Raw genomic sequence first — 17,854 nt, 5'->3', positions numbered from 1 at the left:
ATGAGTGACATAAAGGAAAACTTAAATTACATAAGAAATAATATAAAAAAATCAACAGAAAAATCGAATAGAAAAGAAAATGATGTTATGTTGTTAGCTGTGACTAAAACCGTAGATGTAGATGATGTACAAGAAGCCATAAACAATGGAGTAACAGATGTAGGTGAAAATAAACCACAAGAGCTTGCTAGGAAGTATGAAGTATTAGGTGATAAGGTTAATTGGCATTTAATAGGAAGTTTACAAACTAATAAAGTAAAGTATATAATAGACAAGGTCTACATGATACATTCATTAGATAGAGAAGTTTTATGTGAAGAAATTCAAAAAAGAGCCGAAAAAATAAATAGAACAATAAATTGTTTAGTTCAAGTAAATATATCAAAAGAAGAAAGTAAGCATGGATTAGAAGAAGGCAATGTTTTAGAATTTATTGAAAATGTATCTAACAAATACAAAAATATAAGAATAAGAGGTCTTATGACTATGGCACCTTTTACTGAAGATGAAGAAGCTGTAAGAAAAGTATTTAAGGGGCTTAAAGATTTATCTATAAGTATTGAACAAAAAAATATTCCGAATGTATCTATGGAATACTTATCTATGGGTATGAGTAATGATTATGAAATAGCCATAGAAGAAGGATCAACGATTGTAAGAGTAGGGACGTCAATATTTGGAGCAAGAAACTATAATAAATAGCAAACTAATGAATAAATATTAAGGAGGAAGTTAACAATGGGAGATGGATTATTTTCGAAATTCAAAAACTGGGTGGTTGATGAAGATGATGATTATGAGTACATGGAAGAAGAAGAAGAGATAGTTGTAGAAGAAGAAGAAATAGGTGAAGGAATTGGTAATGCAATAAAAAGTACAAATAATATTGTTAAATTACATACTACTACACAAATGAAAGTAGTAATAGTAGAGCCTAAAAAGTATGATGAAGTAACTACTATAGCGGATCATTTAAAAAGTAAGAGAGCTGTTATAGTTAACTTAGAAAACTTAAATGATGCTACAGCTAGAAAATCTATATTTGATTTTATGAATGGAGCAGTATATGTATTAGATGGAACAATACAAAAGGTATCTAAAGCAATATTTATATTAGCACCTAATAATGTAGACATAGATGCTAGTATAAAAAAAGAGCTTGAAAATAGTAAAACATTATTCCCTTGGCAAAATACAAAATAATAAAAAAATAAATAAAAAGTAGAGGGGTTTTTAGATGAGTACAAGTTTAATAGGGTATGCACTATATAAGCTATTTGATATATTGATATGGATCATAGTTATTAGAAGTTTTATGACTTGGATACCTAATTTAATGAATAGTGATATAGGAAGTAGTATATATAATTTTTTAAACAGTGTTACATATCCAATAGAAGCACCTATAAGAAATGTAATGTATAAATACAGTAGTGGACCAGTAGATTTTTCTCCTATGATAGCTATATTAGTTTTAATGCTATTAAAGAGGGTTGCGCTATTAATATTCTAGTAAGGCGATATAATGGAAAAATTAAAATTAACTAACCATATTAAAGATATAGATTTAAAAAATAAAATGTTTAAAATTATAGATAAAGCTAACAGCTGTCTAAAAAATTATGATGTGAAACAAACAGATTTTTTTAATCCTTATGAAATAAAAAATGCTATTTCCATACTTAATTCAAATAGCGACTTAAAATATGCAGTTGATGGTGGATATGATAATGCAGAAAGATGCGCTATATTTATATATCCATTTTATATGGAATATGAAGATATAAATCAAGGTTTAAGATTCCTACAAATAGAAGGTAATTTTAAATTTAGAAATGTATCTCATAAAGACTATTTAGGTGCTATATTAAGCTTAGGTATAAAAAGAGAAAAGGTTGGAGATATTATTATACATGATAATTTTTGTCAATTAATAGTTAGCGAAGATATTTGTGATTTTATATTAATTAATTTGAATAAAGTAGCTAGAAACAATGTAAAAGTTTTTGAAATAAATAAAAGCGACATAATCGAGAGTAGACCAAGCTATAAAGAATTATCTTTTACTGTATCTTCTCAGCGTATAGATTGTATAATTAGCGGTCTATACAATATATCTAGACAGGAAAGTATTAAATGTATAAATAGTGAAAGAGTTCAAGTTGATTATGAAAAAATAACAACTCCATCTAAAGAAATAAAAGATGAATCACTAATTTCTGTTAGAGGTAAAGGAAGATCTAAAATAGTAAAAATTGGTGAAATCACTAAAAAAGGAAGAATAAAAATTGAAGCTAAGTTAATAATATAGGAGGAAATATATGCTAACTCCAATAGAGATAGAAAACAAAGAGTTTAAAAAGGCAATAAGAGGATTCAAAGAAGAGGAAGTAGATGAATTTCTAGATATAGTTAAAGAAGACTTTGAAGTTTTATATAGAGAAAATGTAGAGCTTAAAGAAAAAGTAAGACTATATCAAGATCAAATAAATAAATATGAAAATATAGAGGAAACTTTAAAGGCGACTCTTATAAGAGCAGAAAGTGTTGCTGAAGATACTTGTAGTGCAGCTAATAAAAAAGCTAAAATAATGATTGAAGAAGCTGACTTAAAATCTAGACAAATAATAGAACAAGCAAATAACAGGGTCGTAGATATAAGAAAAGAATATGATGAAATGGTAAAAGAATTTAAAATATTTAGAAATAAATTCAAGTCATTATTAGAAGATGAAATAAGAAGTATAGACGAAATATTTTATAATGTAGATGATAATAATGGACGTGGTTTTGAAACAACAACACTGTTTGATTTAGAAAAAGGAACAGAAGTTGCTGTAACAATGGAACAACCTTAATTAAAAAAATATTGACTATTACAAAAACTTGTTATAAAATTTCATATTATATAACAAAATATAATTATATAAAAGCTATGATGGAGACAGTAAGCTTTAAATAATTTCACAGAGAGTTGGGTAAGCTGAGAACCAATAAATTTATAAAGTCGAAGATCACTCCTAAGCTGCAGGCTGAACGATTATAATCAATTAAGCTGAGCCGGTTAGTGCCGTTAAACTATACTATAGAGTGCTATAAAATATTTTATTAATAATATTTTATAGAATTAGGGTGGTAACGCGATTAATACTCGTCCCTTTTATTAGGGGGCGGGTTTTTTTATGTAAAAATAAACTCCACTATATTAACACCTGGGTATATACAAGGTTATAAATAAAATAAATTTAAAGAAAGGGTGATATTATGGCAAACTTTAAGCCATTAGTAGACAGTTCTGTAAAACAAGCAGAAGCAGAGGTTTCAAAATATTGGAATGATATCAATATGCTTGAAAAAACTTTAGAAAAAGGTAAAAATGATCCAAGTTTTGTATTCTATGAAGGACCACCAACAGCAAATGGAAATCCTGGAATACATCACGTTATAGCTAGAACATTAAAAGATTCAGTTTGTAGATACAAGACTATGAACGGATATCAAGTAAAGAGAAAAGCTGGATGGGATACTCATGGATTACCTGTAGAAATACAAGTAGAAAAAGAATTAGGATTATCTGATAAGCAACAAATAGAAGCTTATGGACTAGATAAATTTAATGCTAAATGTAGAGACTCTGTATTTTCTTTTGAAAAACAATGGAGAGAAATGACAGAAAGAATGGCATATGAAATAGACCTAGATAATCCATATATAACATTAGATAATAACTATATAGAATCTGTATGGTGGATATTAGATAAATTTAATAAAGAAGGGTATGTATATGAAGGGCATAAGATACTTCCATATTGCCCAAGATGTGGGACAGGACTTGCATCACATGAAGTTGCTCAAGGGTACAAAGAAGTTAAAAATAACACAGTAATAGCTAAGTTTAAAAGAGCTGATGCTAATGAATATTTCTTAGCTTGGACAACTACTCCATGGACATTACCTTCAAATGTTGCTTTAACAGTAGGACCAGAGGTTGACTATATAAAAGTTAAACAAAATGATGAAGTATATTATGTTGCAAAAGCTTTAGCTAATAAAGTATTAGGTGAAGATTATGAAGTATTAGAAGAAATGAAAGGTAAAGATTTAGAGCATATACAATATGAACAATTAATGCCTTTTGTTGAAACTGATGAAAAAGCATTCTTCGTAACTTGTGGTGATTATGTAACAACTGAAGATGGTACAGGTATAGTACATACTGCTCCAGCATTTGGTGAAGATGACTACAATTTAGGTAGAAAATACGGTTTACCAGTATTACAACCAGTAGATGAAAGCGGTAAGTTTACAACTACTCCATGGGAAGGAAAATTTGTCATGGAAGAAGGAGTAGACGTTGAAATAATAAAATGGTTACACGGAGAAAATAAATTATTCAGCAAAGAAAAGGTAGCTCATAACTATCCTCACTGTTGGAGATGCCAAACTCCACTTGTATACTATGCTAAGCCAAGCTGGTATATAGAAATGACAAAATTAAAAGATAAATTAATCGAAAATAATAATACAGTTGAATGGTATCCATCTTTCGTAGGAGAAGGAAGATTCGGTAACTGGTTAGAAAACTTAAATGACTGGGCAATATCTAGAAGTAGATATTGGGGAACTCCTTTAAATATATGGAAGTGTGAATGTGGACATAAAGACTCAGTTGGTTCAAGAGAAGAATTAGCTAAAAAGGCTATAGAGGATGTAAATCCAGAAACAGTAGAGTTACACAGACCATATGTTGATGATATACATTTAAAATGTGAGTGCTGTGGAAAGCCAATGACAAGAGTAACAGAAGTTATAGACTGTTGGTTTGACAGTGGATCAATGCCATTTGCACAACATCATTATCCATTTGAAAACAAGGAAAACTTTGAAGAATTATTCCCTGCTGACTTTATATGTGAAGGGATAGATCAAACAAGAGGATGGTTCTATTCGTTACTTGCAATATCTACATTTGTTATGGGGAAAGCTCCATACAAGAGAGTTTTAGTTAATGATCTTGTACTTGACAAAGAAGGTAAAAAGATGAGTAAGTCTAGAGGAAATACTGTAAATCCATTTGAATTATTTGATCAACACGGAGCAGATGCTTTAAGATGGTACTTATTATACGTATCTCCACCATGGACTCCAACAAGATTTGATGTTGATGGTTTAAAAGAAGTTCAAAGTAAGTTCTTAGGAACTATGAAAAATGTATATAACTTCTTCACATTATATGCAAATATGGATGAAGTAAATCCAACTGAATTCTTTGTAGAATACAAAGATAGACCAGAATTAGATAGATGGATATTATCTAAGTTTAACAACTTAAAGAAAGAAGTAGAAGAAAACTTAGCTATATTTGAATTAAATAAAACAGTAAGAATGATACAAGATTTCATAAATGAAGATTTATCTAACTGGTATATAAGACGTTCAAGAAGAAGATTCTGGGCAACTGAATTAACAGAAGATAAAAAATCAGTGTATAACACAACTTATGAGATATTAACAGAGCTTTGTGGTTTAATAGCTCCATTTGCTCCATATATATCTGAAGAAATATATAGAAACTTAACTAATGAAGTTTCAGTTCACTTAAGTTCATATCCAAAAGCTAATTTAGAGTTAATAAACAATGAATTAGAAATTAAAATGGACTTAGTTAAGAATCTAGTTACTTTAGGTAGAGCATCAAGAGAAGCTACAAGAATAAAAGTACGTCAACCAATACAAAAAGTATTAGTAGATGGAAAATATGAAGAAACTATAAGTGATGTAGTAGAATTAATAAAAGAAGAGCTTAATGTAAAGGAAGTTGTATTTGCTAAAGACCTAGGCGAATATATGAACTTTACATTAAAGCCAAACTTTAAAGTATTAGGACCTGTATTAGGTGCAAAAATGAAATTCTTTGCTGGAGCTTTAAATAAGTTAAATCCTAGTGAAGTAGTACCTAAATTAGAAAATGGAGAAAGTTTAACTGTAGATATAGATGGAGAAAACTTTGAATTTAACAAAGAGCATGTATTAGTTAATATATCTGCTAAAGAAGGATTTAATGTATCTATGGAAAATAACTTATTCGTTATATTAGATACTACATTAACTACAGAGTTAATAGAAGAAGGATATGCAAGAGAATTTATATCTAAAATACAACAATTAAGAAAAGCAAGTAATTTTGATGTATTAGACAACATAGATATAGAATTCTGTTCTGATGATGAGATAGCAAATGCAGTTGAAAATTACAAAGATTATATAAAATCAGAAACTTTAGCTTTAGAAATAACTAGAGTAAGTGATGAAAGCTTAGAAAAACATAACTTAAATGACCATATGACAGGTATAAAAGTTACAAGAAAATAATATGAAAAACTCCTCATAGTAGTAATTCTACGAGGAGTTTTTTTGTAAAATATGGAAATTATAATAGATAAAAAAATAACCTTATAAAACTTAATTAAAATAAAAAGTCAGAAGTATTAATTTTAAGGATATAAAATTAAAAATAAAATATAATGTTAAAAAAATATCAATAAGATTAGAATTAAAATTAAAAAAATAAGTCTAAAACTAAAAAAAGATAAAAAAATAAAGTATAAATATTTAAAGGTTTTGAAAATTTAAAAATTTTCAAATGGAAAATAATTTAAAAAAACTTTAAAAAAGTATATAAAAAAACAATATAAAATATAAAAATACCTTTTAAAAATGTTTTTATAAGCTGAAAAACTTAATAAAATAAAGTTAAAACTAAAAAAATACACTTAAAATAAAAAGAAAGTGATGAATTTTATAAAAAAATTAGAAATTGCATGAAAACAATGAAAACGGTGTCGAAATGTGATAGAATTAACTTGGGTATTATATAAAAAGTTAGAAAATTGAGGGAGGAAAAAAATTTAATGGATGTAAGTGCAAAAACACAAGAAAAGAAAAAGATGGGGTTTATGGACAAGATAGAAAAGCTTGGAAATAAATTACCTCATCCAGTTCTGATGTTTATATACATTGGAATGTTTGTATTAGTTCTTTCAGCAGTACTAGGAAGTCTAGGAGTGGTAGCTCATACAGAGCTAGGAGATTTCCCAATAAACAACTTGTTAGGTCAAAAGCCTATAGAAGTATTAAAAGTAGGTCCTACAGGGACACAAGTCGCAGAGGTATACTCTAATGGTTTATCATATGTAGTTGGAACTGCAATAGCTAACTTTATGAATATGTATGCAATAGGTACTATATTAATAATAATGTTAGCAATAGGTCTTATGGAACAAAGTGGATATTTATCAATGGCAATGAAAAGTATAGTTCAAGCTACTCCAATGAAGCTTGTTACTCCAGTTGTTATATTCTTAGGGGTTATGTCTAATATGGCTTCAGATGCAGGTTATGTTGTATTAATACCTTTAGCAGCATTAATGTATTATACATTAGGTAGACACCCTTTAGCAGGTCTTGCAGCAGGTTTCGCTGGTGTTTCGGGAGGATTCAGCGCAAACTTATTCGTAAGTTCTACAGATGCATTATTATTACCATTTACTCAAGCAGCAGCTGAGACTGGTGATGCAATGGCTAAAACTCAATTAGCAGGAACTTTATCAGTTACAAGTAACTGGTTCTTTATGATAGCATCAACATTTGTAATAATAATACTTGGTACTATAGTTGTAGACAAGTTTGTTGAGCCAAGATTAGGTTCATACAATAAAAAAGATGCAGAAATAGAAGTAGATCATGAAATAACTCAACAAGAAAAAAATGCATATAAATTTACAAATAAAATAATGTTAATAGTAGTAGCTTTAATAGTATTAGCTGCTTTACCAATAGATAAAAATAATGTTATACCAGTAGTTGGCGATTTATCAACAACTGTACCATTAGTTAGTTTAGTTGATGGAGCTATGGTTTCAAGTGCAGCAGATGGTTTCCTAAACTCTATATTCTTTAAGGGTGACATGGTTATAATGTTAATGTTTGTTATATTTGCAGCATCAGGATTACTTTATGGATTTAAATCAGGTAAATTCAAAAAGGCAGCAGATATAGTTCCAGCAATGTGCAAAGCAATGGCAGATATGGCTCCAATAATAGTTATACTATTCTTCGTTGCTCAATTTATAAACTACTTCAATGATTCACACTTAGGAGTATTAGTTGCATCATTAGGAGCTAGTTTAGTTAAATTAATACCAGAAGGAAGTATGTTTATGTCTATGGTATTAATGGTTGCATTTATATTCTTAACAGCATTTGTTAACTTATTTATGGGTGGAGCTTCTTCTAAATGGGGATTACTTGCACCAATATTTGTACCAATGTTAATGGTTGCAGGATTCTCTCCAGCAGGTGTACAATTAATGTATCGTATAGGAGATTCAGCTACTAATGTAATATCACCATTAATGAATTATCTTGGTGTTATAGTAGTGTTTGGGCAAAAATATAAAAAAGACTTCGGTGTTGGAAACTTAATGAGTATGATGATGCCAATATCTATAGCATTCCTAATAGGATGGACAATAATCGCGGTATTATGGGCTTTAGCTGGAATACCAATAGGACCATCAACATCATTCTTTATATAATATAAAAGTATATGTTAACTTCATAAGTTAGCATATACTTTTTTTATAAATTAATTTTAAAGTAGTAAAAATGTAGAAAAATTGATAAGACTAAATTTTCTGTAAAATTAAGAAAACATTTACATAAATTTTGTAAAGGTATATAATCAAAGAGTAAAAAGGGGATAAGATTTATATATAAAAGAGATTTTTAGATATTAGGTTATAGTCCACACAAATATATATAGTGGATTCGGGGGAATATTTGATACGGAAATTTTGAATTTGTATACTAATGATTATTAGTGTATTTTTATAAGATAAAAAGGCTGGTTATAATAAAGTCTTTTTATTTTTTTATGTATAGATATTATAGTTTTATTGTTAATTAAATTAAAGTATTTTTAATTGAAAAAAGTTTATAATAATTATATAAAAGTAAGGTTGACAAATTTTAATGTAAAGCATATTATATTTTTATAAAATAATATATAAATCCAGTGAAAAGGATTAGTAACTAAAATAATTTTAGTACAGAGAGTTAAAGTAGGTGAGAGTTTAACGTAGAGATTTTAGTGAATGGACCTTTGAGGAATTAGGTGAAATGCAATTATAGCAAAATAGCCTTAATCGTGTATGCACGTTATAGCAGAATAAAGAGGTATGTATTAATTTATATACAATTTAGGTGGTACCGCGGAAAAATTTATCCGTCCTATGTTTTAGTAGGACGGATTTTTTAATATCAAAATATATAGGAGGTAATTATGAACAGAATAGGTATAATAGGAGCAATGGATGAAGAGGTAGATATATTAGTAGAGCTAATGAATATCGAAGAAACTATAGAAAAGGCAAGTTTAAAATTTTATAAAGGTACATTAGAAGGTAAAGAAATAGTACTGGTAAGATGCGGTATAGGTAAAGTAAATTCAGCTTTATGTGCTCAAATATTAATAAGTGAATTTGATGTAGATGCAGTAGTAAATACAGGTGTTGCAGGAGCTCTACATTCAGATTTAGGTGTATATGATATAGTAATATCTACAGATGCTATACAACACGACTTTGATGCTACAGTATTTGGGTATAAAAAAGGTATAGTTCCTAGAATGGAAAATTCAACATTTGTAGCTGATGAAAGATTAGTAGATGCTGCATATAAATCATCAGTGGAAGAAACAAAAACTCATAAGGTTGTTAAAGGAAGAGTTGTTTCAGGTGATATATTTATAAGTTCTAAAGAGTTAAAAGATGAATTAGTAAAAGAATTTGATGCTTATTGTGGAGAAATGGAAGGGGCTGCTATTGCACATGTTTGTTCTTTAAATAATACTCCTTTTGTAATAATAAGAGCAATGTCAGATAAAGCTGATGGAACAGCTGATGTAGTATACGAAGAGTTTGTACAAGATGCAGCTCATAACTCTAAAGACATAGTAGTTAATATGTTAAAATCATTATAGGAGCGTGAAGATAATGAGTGAAAAGAAAATTATATTTAGTGGAGCGCAACCTTCAGGAAAAATGACATTAGGTAATTATTTAGGAGCTATTCAAAACTGGACTAAGCTTCAAGATGAGTACGATTGTTTTTATAGTGTAGTTGATTTACATGCTATAACAGTTCCACAAGAAGCTAAGGATTTAAGAGCTAATACAATGCAATTACTTGCGCAATATTTAGCCTGTGGTTTAGATCCAGAAAAAAATACTATATTTATACAGTCTCATGTAAGTGCTCATACTGAACTTATGTGGATATTAAACACAATGACTTATATGGGTGAGTTAAGTAGAATGACTCAATTTAAAGATAAATCACAAAAAAGTGAAGCTAATTTAAATGCAGGTTTATTTACTTATCCAGTACTTATGGCTGCTGATATACTTTTATATCAAACAGATTTAGTACCAGTAGGAGAAGACCAAAAGCAACATTTAGAATTAGCTCGTGATTTAGCAAGTAGATTTAATAATAGATACTCACCTACATTTAAAGTTCCAGAGCCATTCATACCAAAAGAAGTTGGTAGAGTAATGAGTTTACAAGAACCTACTAAAAAAATGAGTAAATCAGATGAAAATGAAAATGCATTTATTTTATTAGCAGATGATGCGGATGCTATAAGAAGAAAAATAAAAAGAAGTGTAACAGATTCATTAGGGATTATAAATTATACTGATGAGCAACCTGGTATAAAAAATTTATTAGAAATATATTCTCAACTTGGAAATAAAAGCATAGAAGAATTAGTTTCTATGTATGAAGGTAAAGGATATGGTGTATTTAAAGAAGATGTTGCAGAAGTTATAGTAGAATCGCTAAGACCAATAAGAGAAAAATATAATGATTTATTAAATAATAAGGATTATTTAGAGCAAGTATATGCAATTGGCGCAGATAAAGCTGAAAGGCAAGCAAGAAAGACTTTAAGAAAAGTATATAAAAAAGTTGGATTAATAGAAAGAAAATATTTACCTAGATAGTAAACGTACAGGTTGAATTTAAATAAAAAAGTTAATATTTATAATTAAAAGGATTATACCAAAATTAAGGTTTTTAATTTAGGTATAATCCTTTTGTATTTTTATAAGTAAAACTTCACATAATATTTATATGAAAAGTGCCTTATAAAAGGATGTGATACATATTAAGCATAGAGAGGACAATAATCTAGATCAACAAAATCCAATAAGCATGAAAGATCTTGATAAAGCTATGAATGAATTTAATCTATGTGATAGAACTGCAGAAGATTTGGGGTTGATAAGGCGTTATTTAGAAAGATTAATGCTTATTATAGAAAGAAGCCGTATTAGAGAATATATGATGTTAACTGATAGTAAGAGAAGGCTCTTTTTAATAAATTTTGTAGCTGGATTGGGAAAAGGATTTGGGCAAGCAATAGGTTTTTCTTTTTTAGCAGGTGTAGTGTTTTATTTATTAGGTAGTTGGATTGATTTACCTGTAATAGGAGAATATATAGCAAAATTACTAAATATTGTAGATCAATATAGAAAATAATGAGGAGGAAATATATATGAATATAAATAAATATAAAAATGAATTATTAAATGAGAAGAAAAAGTTAACTAGCTTAATAGAGGAAATGCAAGATAATACTTTATTTGGAGATACAACACAACATACTAGTGAAAAATATACTACTTCTGAACTATCAAGTTATGACAATCATTTAGCTGATATGGGAACTGAAACTTTTATGCAAGATATGCAAAATAGTTTGACGATACACGAGCAGGGAAAATTAAATGATATAGAAAATGCTTTATACAAAATAGAAAATGGAACTTATGGAATATGTGAAGAGTGCCATAAAAATATAGATGAAGATAGGCTAGATATACTTCCAGAAACTAATCTATGCAGTTGCTGCGCGAAAAACCAACCAGATAGACACCTTACAAGTAGAAATGAAAATCAAAATCTTATAAATAGAGGTTCTAGTTTCTATGATGATGTTTTATTAGAGTTAAATGAAATGAATAAAATACCTAATGATGAATCTGATAGAGACTGATAAATAAGGGAAGAGGTAGTTTTAGATGAAAAAAATATTATATGTAGTATCGGTGTTATCGCTATTGGTAATAGGTCTATACTCGTATAGCAAAGAAGATAACCAAGTTAAAGAGGCTTTAAATTTAAAAGAAGATATAGTAAATGATTATGAGGATATTATTATAAAAAAGGGTAACGATGATGAGAAAGTAATAGCTTTAACTTTTGATGATGGACCAGATGAAGATTTTACCCCTCAAATATTAGATATATTAAAGAAATATGATGTAAAAGCTACTTTTTTTGTTGTAGGAGAAAAGGTAGGCTGGAATCCTGAAATTTTAAAAAGAGAATATGAAGAAGGTCATGAAATAGGCAATCATACTTTTACACATATTAATGTTTCAAAAAGAGGTTATGCAGAAATTGACAAAGAAATAAATGATACACAAAAATCTATTAAAAATGTTATAGGAAAAGAACCAAAGCTATTTAGACCACCATATAGGGCTATTAGCAAAGACATGTGCAGTATTGTAAAAGCAAAAGACATGAATATTATTCTATGGTCTAATTTAGACCCAAGAGATTGGTCAAATCCTGGTGTTTATTATATCGTTAATACTATAACTTCTAAAGTTGAAAATGGTAATATAGTTTTATTACATGATTATAATAACTTAAGAAATTCTAAATCACAAACTATACAAGCGTTAGATGTTGTGATACCTAAACTAAAAGAAATGGGATATAAGTTTGTAACTGTATCACAATTAATTGATCATATGGATAAAGATCATCCTGCACAAAATAAGAAATAACAGCTTCCAATTAGGAAGCTTTTTTTTGTATAATAGTAATATATAAATAGTTGGGAGGAAAATATATTGTTATATGAGTTAATAATAATTTTACTAATAGGAATAGATCAGTTATCCAAAGTGTGGGCATTAAAATCTTTAAAAGAGATTGAAAGCATACCCGTAGTACAAAATGTATTTCATCTTACATATGTAGAAAATAGAGGTGCTGCATTTGGTATGTTGCAAAATAATCAAACTATATTTATAATAGTTGCATTAGCTGCATCAATTTTTGGTTTGTATTACTTACATACTAAGAAGGTTAATATATTAGGAAAAACAGGTATTATACTTATAATATCGGGTGCTATAGGTAACTTGATAGATAGAGTTAGACTAGGTTTTGTAGTAGATTATTTTGATTTTAGATTTATATGGGAGTATGTATTTAATATAGCTGATGTTTTTGTAGTGGTAGGAACTATAATGCTATGTATATATATAATATTTTTTGATGAAGAAAAGCAGGTGAAGTAATGGACGAAATAAGAGAATTTTTAGTTCTTGAGGATGAAGAGGGAGATAGATTAGATGTTTATCTGTCATCACAACTTGGAGATATGTCAAGAAGTTATATTCAAAAAATCATTAAAGACAAAAAAGTAAAAGTTAATGGAAAAGAAGAAAAAGCAAAATATTTGGTAAAAGAAGATGATAAGGTGATAATAGAAATACCAGCACCAAAGTTATTAGAAGTTTTACCACAAGATATACCTATAGATATAGTCTATGAAGATAATGATGTATTAATTATAAATAAGCCTCAGGATATGGTGGTACATCCTGCGCCTGGGAACTATGAAAATACCTTAGTAAATGCAATTATATACCATTGTAAAGATAAATTATCTTCTATAAATGGTGTTATTAGGCCGGGCATAGTTCATAGGATTGATAAAGATACATCAGGTTTACTTATGATAGCGAAAAATAATAATTCTCATAATAGCTTGGCAGAACAATTAAAAGACCATTCTATAACAAGAGAATATGAATTTATATGTCATGGTGTAGTTAAAGAGGATAAAATAACAGTAAATAAGCCTATAGGAAGAAATCCTAAAGATAGATTAAAAATGGCAGTAGTACCTGGAGGCAAAAATGCAGTAACTCATTTTGAAGTAGTTCAAAGGTTTGAAAATTTTACTCATATGAGAGCTAGACTAGAAACAGGTAGAACACATCAAATAAGAGTTCATGCACTATCTATAAACCATCCTTTATTAGGAGACCCAGTGTATGGACCTAAAAATAATAAATTTAAAACAAACGGGCAAACATTACATGCTAAGAAATTAGGATTTATACATCCATCTACAAATGAATATGTAGAATTTGATTCGGAATTACCTAATTATTTTAAGCATATTATCAATAAGTTAAAATAAGTATTGCAAAAAATAAAATATAAATATATAATATAAACAATATAAAATAATAGTACCTTTAATTGATACAGAGATATCATAAGGCAAAAGCATTAGGAAAGCTAAAACATAAACTAATTTGTTTAAGGCTGCCCTAAATAAAGTAAGTATATTATAGCTTCTTGTCTTATGATAAGAAGCTTTTCATATTACCATGTAAAAATTAAAATAATTTTAAATACACTAGGAGGTCAAGCATGAGAGAAAAGGCCCAATTAATGGATGAAAAAGCAATAGCGAGAGCTATAACAAGGGTAAGTCATGAAATAATAGAAAAAAACAAAGGTATAGAAGATATAGTACTAGTAGGAATAAAGACTAGAGGAGTTCCTATAGCCAATAGAATATCTAATAAAATAGAACAAATAGAAGGTAGCAATGTAAATACAGGCGAAGTTGATATAACTTTATATAGAGATGATTTAAAACAAATAAATATAGATCCAGTATTAAATGGATCAAACATTGATTTTGATATAAATGATAAAATAGTAATACTAGTAGATGATGTTTTATACACAGGAAGAACTGTAAGAGGAGCACTAGATGCTATAATGGATATAGGAAGACCAAAGGCCATACAACTTGCAGTATTAGTTGATAGAGGTCATAGAGAATTACCTATAAGAGCAGATTACGTAGGTAAAAATGTTCCAACATCTAAACATGAGATAATATCAGTTAAGTTATCAGAAACTGATGAAGAAGATTCAGTAACAATAAACGAATAAACACATATACTATAAAGAATTTATAGTACCTTTTAATTCAGTACAGAGAGACTGAAAAAGGGAGAATTATTTCTCCCTAAATAAAAATTTGGGAGGTTTTTTATGAAAAAAACAGTAATGTCTTTACAACACTTATTAGCTATGTTTGGAGCTACAGTTTTAGTTCCGATATTAACAGGATTTAACCCATCAGTAGCAATATTTTGCGCTGGGTTAGGAACACTAATATTCCACTTCTGTACAGAAGGAAAAGTCCCAGTATTCTTAGGATCAAGTTTCGCATTTATTCCAGTAATATTAGCAGCCAAAGAAGCTTTTAATGGAGATTTAGCATATGCACAAGGTGGCATAATGGTAGCAGGTATTTTATATGTACTTATGTCATTTATTGTAAAAATAGTAGGTGTAGATAAAATTAAAAAATATTTCCCAGCTCAGGTAACAGGAGCAATGATAGGCGTTATAGGATTAAACCTATTACCAACTGCATTTGATATGGCATCTGGAAATATAGTGGTTGCTTTAATAACATTATCGATAGCACTTTGCATAAACAAATTTGGTAGAGGATTTATAAAGCAAATAGGAATTTTAGTAGCAGTAATAGTAGGGTATTTAATATCATTATCGTTAGGATTGGTCGATATAAATACAATAGCTCAAGCAAGTTTATTTGAAATTCCGAAATTTACATTACCAAAGTTTAATTTACAAGCAATCGTAATAGTAGCACCAGTAGTTATAGCTGTATTTATGGAACATATAGGTGATATGACTACAAATGGAGCTGTCGTAGGTAAAAATTTCATAGAAAACCCAGGATTAAATAGAACATTATTAGGCGATGGATTAGCAACAATAGTAGCTGGTTTCTTAGGTGGTCCAGCGAATACTACGTATGGAGAAAATACAGCAGTACTTGCTATAACTAAAAATTATGATCCATCACTACTTAGACGCACAGCAGTGCTTGCAATATGTCTTGCATGTATAGGTAAATTTGGAGGTTTCTTACAAAGTATACCAGGAGCAGTTATGGGTGGAATAAGTATATTATTATTCTCTATGATAACTTTTGTAGGGTTTAAAACAGTCAAAGATAGTAATTGTATTGAACATAAAAATAATATAATTATAATAGCTATAATAATGATAATAGGGTTAGGAACGACGTATTTAAGTAATAAAGGAATTGTTATAGGTATACCTATAACAAAAACAGTTACTATAACAGGATTAAGCCTAGCTGCTATAGTTGGGATTGTATTAAATAGAGTACTTAATAATCAAGATTTCAAAGAAGAGGAAAAATCTAATCAAGCTATAAAAGCTCAAACAAGAACAGTATAAAAAAGACTTATATTTATAAGTCTTTTTTTATTCAATAAATCAATTAATTCCTATTATGGTATATTTTTTAATTTATATAAAGTATAAATTAAAAAATATTAATAAATTTAACTAGAATAGAAACTTAGCTGAAAAAAATATAGTAAAATTTTTCTAGAGTATTTTCGAATAAATATTGAATATAAGGGGAAAATTTAATAAGATAAATTTTTAAATAAAAAACTGTAGACATATTTAAAAATTTCTTGTAAAATAAGAATTTGTCACGAACGAAAAAAAATAAACTGAAATTAAAGTTCATAAATGACATAATAGGAGGAAAATTATGAAGTTTAAAAAATTAATGGCAGTAACTGCATCAGTAGTATTATCGGCATCATTATTAACAGGATGCTCATCAAAAAAAGAAGAAAGTGCAGATAAGCTTTCTGTAGGTATTGTACTAGGTGAGGGTAGTATAAATGACCAGTCTTTCAATCAATCTACATGGGAAGGATTAAAAAAAGCTGAGAAAGATTTTGGAATACATGTAAAGTATTTAGAATCTAAACAAGAATCAGATTACATACAAAATATAGAAACATTAGTAGATGAAGATATGGATTTAATAATAGGTGTTGGATATCAATTAAAAGATTCTATAAAGGATGCTGCTGGAAGTTATCCAGACCAAAAATTTGCCTTAATGGATGAAACATACGATAAAATACCAGAAAATGTAGTACCAGTAACTTTTAAAGAGCAAGAAGCTGCATATTTAGCAGGTATAATAGCAGCAAATATGACTCAAACTAAAAATGTTGGATTCATAGGCGGATTACCAGCTCCAGGTGTTGTTAAATATCAATATGGATTTAAATACGGAGTAGAATCTGCAAATAAAGATGTAAAAGTAAGTGAGCAATACGCTAACTCATTTAGTGATCAAGCTAAAGGTAAATCAATTGCTAAGCAAATGTATGCAGGAAATGTGGACCTAATATTATCTGCTGCTGGAGATGCTGGAACAGGAGCTATAGAAGCAGCAAAAGAAAATAATAAATTAGCGATAGGTGCTGATAGAGACCAAAGTGATTTAGCACCAGAGAATGTAATAACATCAGCTATAAAAAAATTAAATGTAGCATCTTATGATTTAGCTAAAGAGTTAGTTGAAGGTAAATATAAAGGTGGGGTTGAAAAAGTATATGGATTAAAAGAAGGTGCAGTTGGAATGGCTGATAATTCAGATAAACATATACCAGAAAATGTAATGAAAATCGTAGAAAAAGAATCTGAAAAAATAAAAAATGGAGAAATAAAAGTTCCAAAAAATGAAGTTGAATATAAAAAATTAACTAAATAGATGATAAAAAACTCTTAATTAATTTAATTAAGAGTT

17 protein-coding genes and 2 other annotated features are annotated in these 17,854 nt (G+C 28.5%); all 17 genes read left to right on the top strand.

Features of this window, described 5'->3' with window-relative positions; genetic code table 11:
* Positions 1-702, top strand: a complete 702-nt coding sequence (locus tag NWE74_RS08400; protein WP_258242763.1) for a YggS family pyridoxal phosphate-dependent enzyme — start codon at positions 1-3, stop codon at positions 700-702.
* A gap of 36 nt (positions 703-738) precedes the next feature.
* On the top strand, positions 739-1,203 hold the full coding sequence (locus tag NWE74_RS08395) for a cell division protein SepF (protein WP_258242762.1): 465 nt from the start codon (positions 739-741) through the stop codon (positions 1,201-1,203).
* Between the two features lie 34 nt (positions 1,204-1,237).
* Positions 1,238-1,513: a YggT family protein gene (locus NWE74_RS08390; RefSeq protein ID WP_258242761.1), complete on the top strand. Its 276-nt coding sequence runs from the start codon at positions 1,238-1,240 to the stop codon at positions 1,511-1,513.
* 12 nt (positions 1,514-1,525) lie between these two features.
* Positions 1,526-2,311: an RNA-binding protein gene (locus tag NWE74_RS08385; protein WP_258242760.1), complete on the top strand. Its 786-nt coding sequence runs from the start codon at positions 1,526-1,528 to the stop codon at positions 2,309-2,311.
* Between the two features lie 10 nt (positions 2,312-2,321).
* Complete coding sequence (locus NWE74_RS08380) at positions 2,322-2,858, top strand: DivIVA domain-containing protein (RefSeq protein WP_258242759.1); 537 nt, start codon at positions 2,322-2,324, stop codon at positions 2,856-2,858.
* Positions 2,859-2,926: 68 nt separating this feature from the next.
* Positions 2,927-3,162, top strand: a binding site (T-box leader).
* Between the two features lie 102 nt (positions 3,163-3,264).
* Entirely contained in the window at positions 3,265-6,372 is a 3,108-nt protein-coding gene (gene ileS, locus NWE74_RS08375; RefSeq protein ID WP_258242758.1) for an isoleucine--tRNA ligase, read from the top strand.
* 539 nt (positions 6,373-6,911) lie between these two features.
* On the top strand, positions 6,912-8,597 hold the full coding sequence (locus NWE74_RS08370) for an AbgT family transporter (RefSeq protein ID WP_258242757.1): 1,686 nt from the start codon (positions 6,912-6,914) through the stop codon (positions 8,595-8,597).
* A 470-nt stretch (positions 8,598-9,067) separates the two neighbouring features.
* Positions 9,068-9,297, top strand: a binding site (T-box leader).
* 46 nt (positions 9,298-9,343) lie between these two features.
* Positions 9,344-10,042 (top strand): 5'-methylthioadenosine/adenosylhomocysteine nucleosidase, encoded by a 699-nt coding sequence (locus NWE74_RS08365; protein ID WP_258242756.1) that lies wholly within the window; start codon positions 9,344-9,346, stop codon positions 10,040-10,042.
* Positions 10,043-10,055: 13 nt separating this feature from the next.
* Positions 10,056-11,066 carry a tryptophan--tRNA ligase gene (gene trpS, locus NWE74_RS08360; protein ID WP_258242755.1) on the top strand — a complete coding sequence of 337 codons (1,011 nt, stop codon included), beginning with the start codon at positions 10,056-10,058 and terminating at the stop codon, positions 11,064-11,066.
* A gap of 154 nt (positions 11,067-11,220) precedes the next feature.
* Complete coding sequence (locus NWE74_RS08355) at positions 11,221-11,604, top strand: DUF5665 domain-containing protein (protein ID WP_258242754.1); 384 nt, start codon at positions 11,221-11,223, stop codon at positions 11,602-11,604.
* A gap of 16 nt (positions 11,605-11,620) precedes the next feature.
* Complete coding sequence (locus tag NWE74_RS08350; protein WP_258242753.1) at positions 11,621-12,121, top strand: TraR/DksA C4-type zinc finger protein; 501 nt, start codon at positions 11,621-11,623, stop codon at positions 12,119-12,121.
* A gap of 25 nt (positions 12,122-12,146) precedes the next feature.
* Complete coding sequence (locus NWE74_RS08345) at positions 12,147-12,923, top strand: polysaccharide deacetylase family protein (protein ID WP_258242752.1); 777 nt, start codon at positions 12,147-12,149, stop codon at positions 12,921-12,923.
* 66 nt (positions 12,924-12,989) lie between these two features.
* Complete coding sequence (lspA, locus tag NWE74_RS08340) at positions 12,990-13,442, top strand: signal peptidase II (RefSeq protein ID WP_258242751.1); 453 nt, start codon at positions 12,990-12,992, stop codon at positions 13,440-13,442.
* Complete coding sequence (locus NWE74_RS08335) at positions 13,442-14,353, top strand: RluA family pseudouridine synthase (RefSeq protein WP_258242750.1); 912 nt, start codon at positions 13,442-13,444, stop codon at positions 14,351-14,353. Before lspA ends, NWE74_RS08335 begins: the two co-directional genes overlap by 1 nt.
* Positions 14,354-14,589: 236 nt before the next feature.
* Positions 14,590-15,123: a bifunctional pyr operon transcriptional regulator/uracil phosphoribosyltransferase PyrR gene (gene pyrR / locus NWE74_RS08330; protein WP_258242749.1), complete on the top strand. Its 534-nt coding sequence runs from the start codon at positions 14,590-14,592 to the stop codon at positions 15,121-15,123.
* A gap of 102 nt (positions 15,124-15,225) precedes the next feature.
* Complete coding sequence (locus NWE74_RS08325) at positions 15,226-16,473, top strand: uracil-xanthine permease family protein (protein ID WP_258242748.1); 1,248 nt, start codon at positions 15,226-15,228, stop codon at positions 16,471-16,473.
* A 325-nt stretch (positions 16,474-16,798) separates the two neighbouring features.
* The gene (locus NWE74_RS08320) at positions 16,799-17,818 is read left to right on the top strand and encodes a BMP family lipoprotein (RefSeq protein ID WP_258242747.1); all 1,020 of its coding nucleotides are present in this window, start codon (positions 16,799-16,801) and stop codon (positions 17,816-17,818) included.
* The last annotated feature ends 36 nt before the right edge of the window (positions 17,819-17,854 follow it).

Source organism: Romboutsia lituseburensis (assembly GCF_024723825.1).
GTDB lineage: Bacteria > Bacillota > Clostridia > Peptostreptococcales > Peptostreptococcaceae > Romboutsia_F > Romboutsia_F lituseburensis_A.
Note: the sequence above shows the minus strand (reverse complement) of the source record. Positions and strands in the feature narration are given on the sequence as shown.

What these genes read in the sequence shown, in the direction of transcription:
- NWE74_RS08400 (WP_258242763.1), top strand. Translation starts at nt 1, where the DNA reads ATGAGTGACATAAAGGAAAACTTAAATTACATAAGAAATAATATAAAA.
- NWE74_RS08395 (WP_258242762.1), top strand. Translation starts at nt 739, where the DNA reads ATGGGAGATGGATTATTTTCGAAATTCAAAAACTGGGTGGTTGATGAA.
- NWE74_RS08390 (WP_258242761.1), top strand. Translation starts at nt 1,238, where the DNA reads ATGAGTACAAGTTTAATAGGGTATGCACTATATAAGCTATTTGATATA.
- NWE74_RS08385 (WP_258242760.1), top strand. Translation starts at nt 1,526, where the DNA reads ATGGAAAAATTAAAATTAACTAACCATATTAAAGATATAGATTTAAAA.
- NWE74_RS08380 (WP_258242759.1), top strand. Translation starts at nt 2,322, where the DNA reads ATGCTAACTCCAATAGAGATAGAAAACAAAGAGTTTAAAAAGGCAATA.
- ileS (WP_258242758.1), top strand. Translation starts at nt 3,265, where the DNA reads ATGGCAAACTTTAAGCCATTAGTAGACAGTTCTGTAAAACAAGCAGAA.
- NWE74_RS08370 (WP_258242757.1), top strand. Translation starts at nt 6,912, where the DNA reads ATGGATGTAAGTGCAAAAACACAAGAAAAGAAAAAGATGGGGTTTATG.
- NWE74_RS08365 (WP_258242756.1), top strand. Translation starts at nt 9,344, where the DNA reads ATGAACAGAATAGGTATAATAGGAGCAATGGATGAAGAGGTAGATATA.
- trpS (WP_258242755.1), top strand. Translation starts at nt 10,056, where the DNA reads ATGAGTGAAAAGAAAATTATATTTAGTGGAGCGCAACCTTCAGGAAAA.
- NWE74_RS08350 (WP_258242753.1), top strand. Translation starts at nt 11,621, where the DNA reads ATGAATATAAATAAATATAAAAATGAATTATTAAATGAGAAGAAAAAG.
- NWE74_RS08345 (WP_258242752.1), top strand. Translation starts at nt 12,147, where the DNA reads ATGAAAAAAATATTATATGTAGTATCGGTGTTATCGCTATTGGTAATA.
- NWE74_RS08335 (WP_258242750.1), top strand. Translation starts at nt 13,442, where the DNA reads ATGGACGAAATAAGAGAATTTTTAGTTCTTGAGGATGAAGAGGGAGAT.
- pyrR (WP_258242749.1), top strand. Translation starts at nt 14,590, where the DNA reads ATGAGAGAAAAGGCCCAATTAATGGATGAAAAAGCAATAGCGAGAGCT.
- NWE74_RS08325 (WP_258242748.1), top strand. Translation starts at nt 15,226, where the DNA reads ATGAAAAAAACAGTAATGTCTTTACAACACTTATTAGCTATGTTTGGA.
- NWE74_RS08320 (WP_258242747.1), top strand. Translation starts at nt 16,799, where the DNA reads ATGAAGTTTAAAAAATTAATGGCAGTAACTGCATCAGTAGTATTATCG.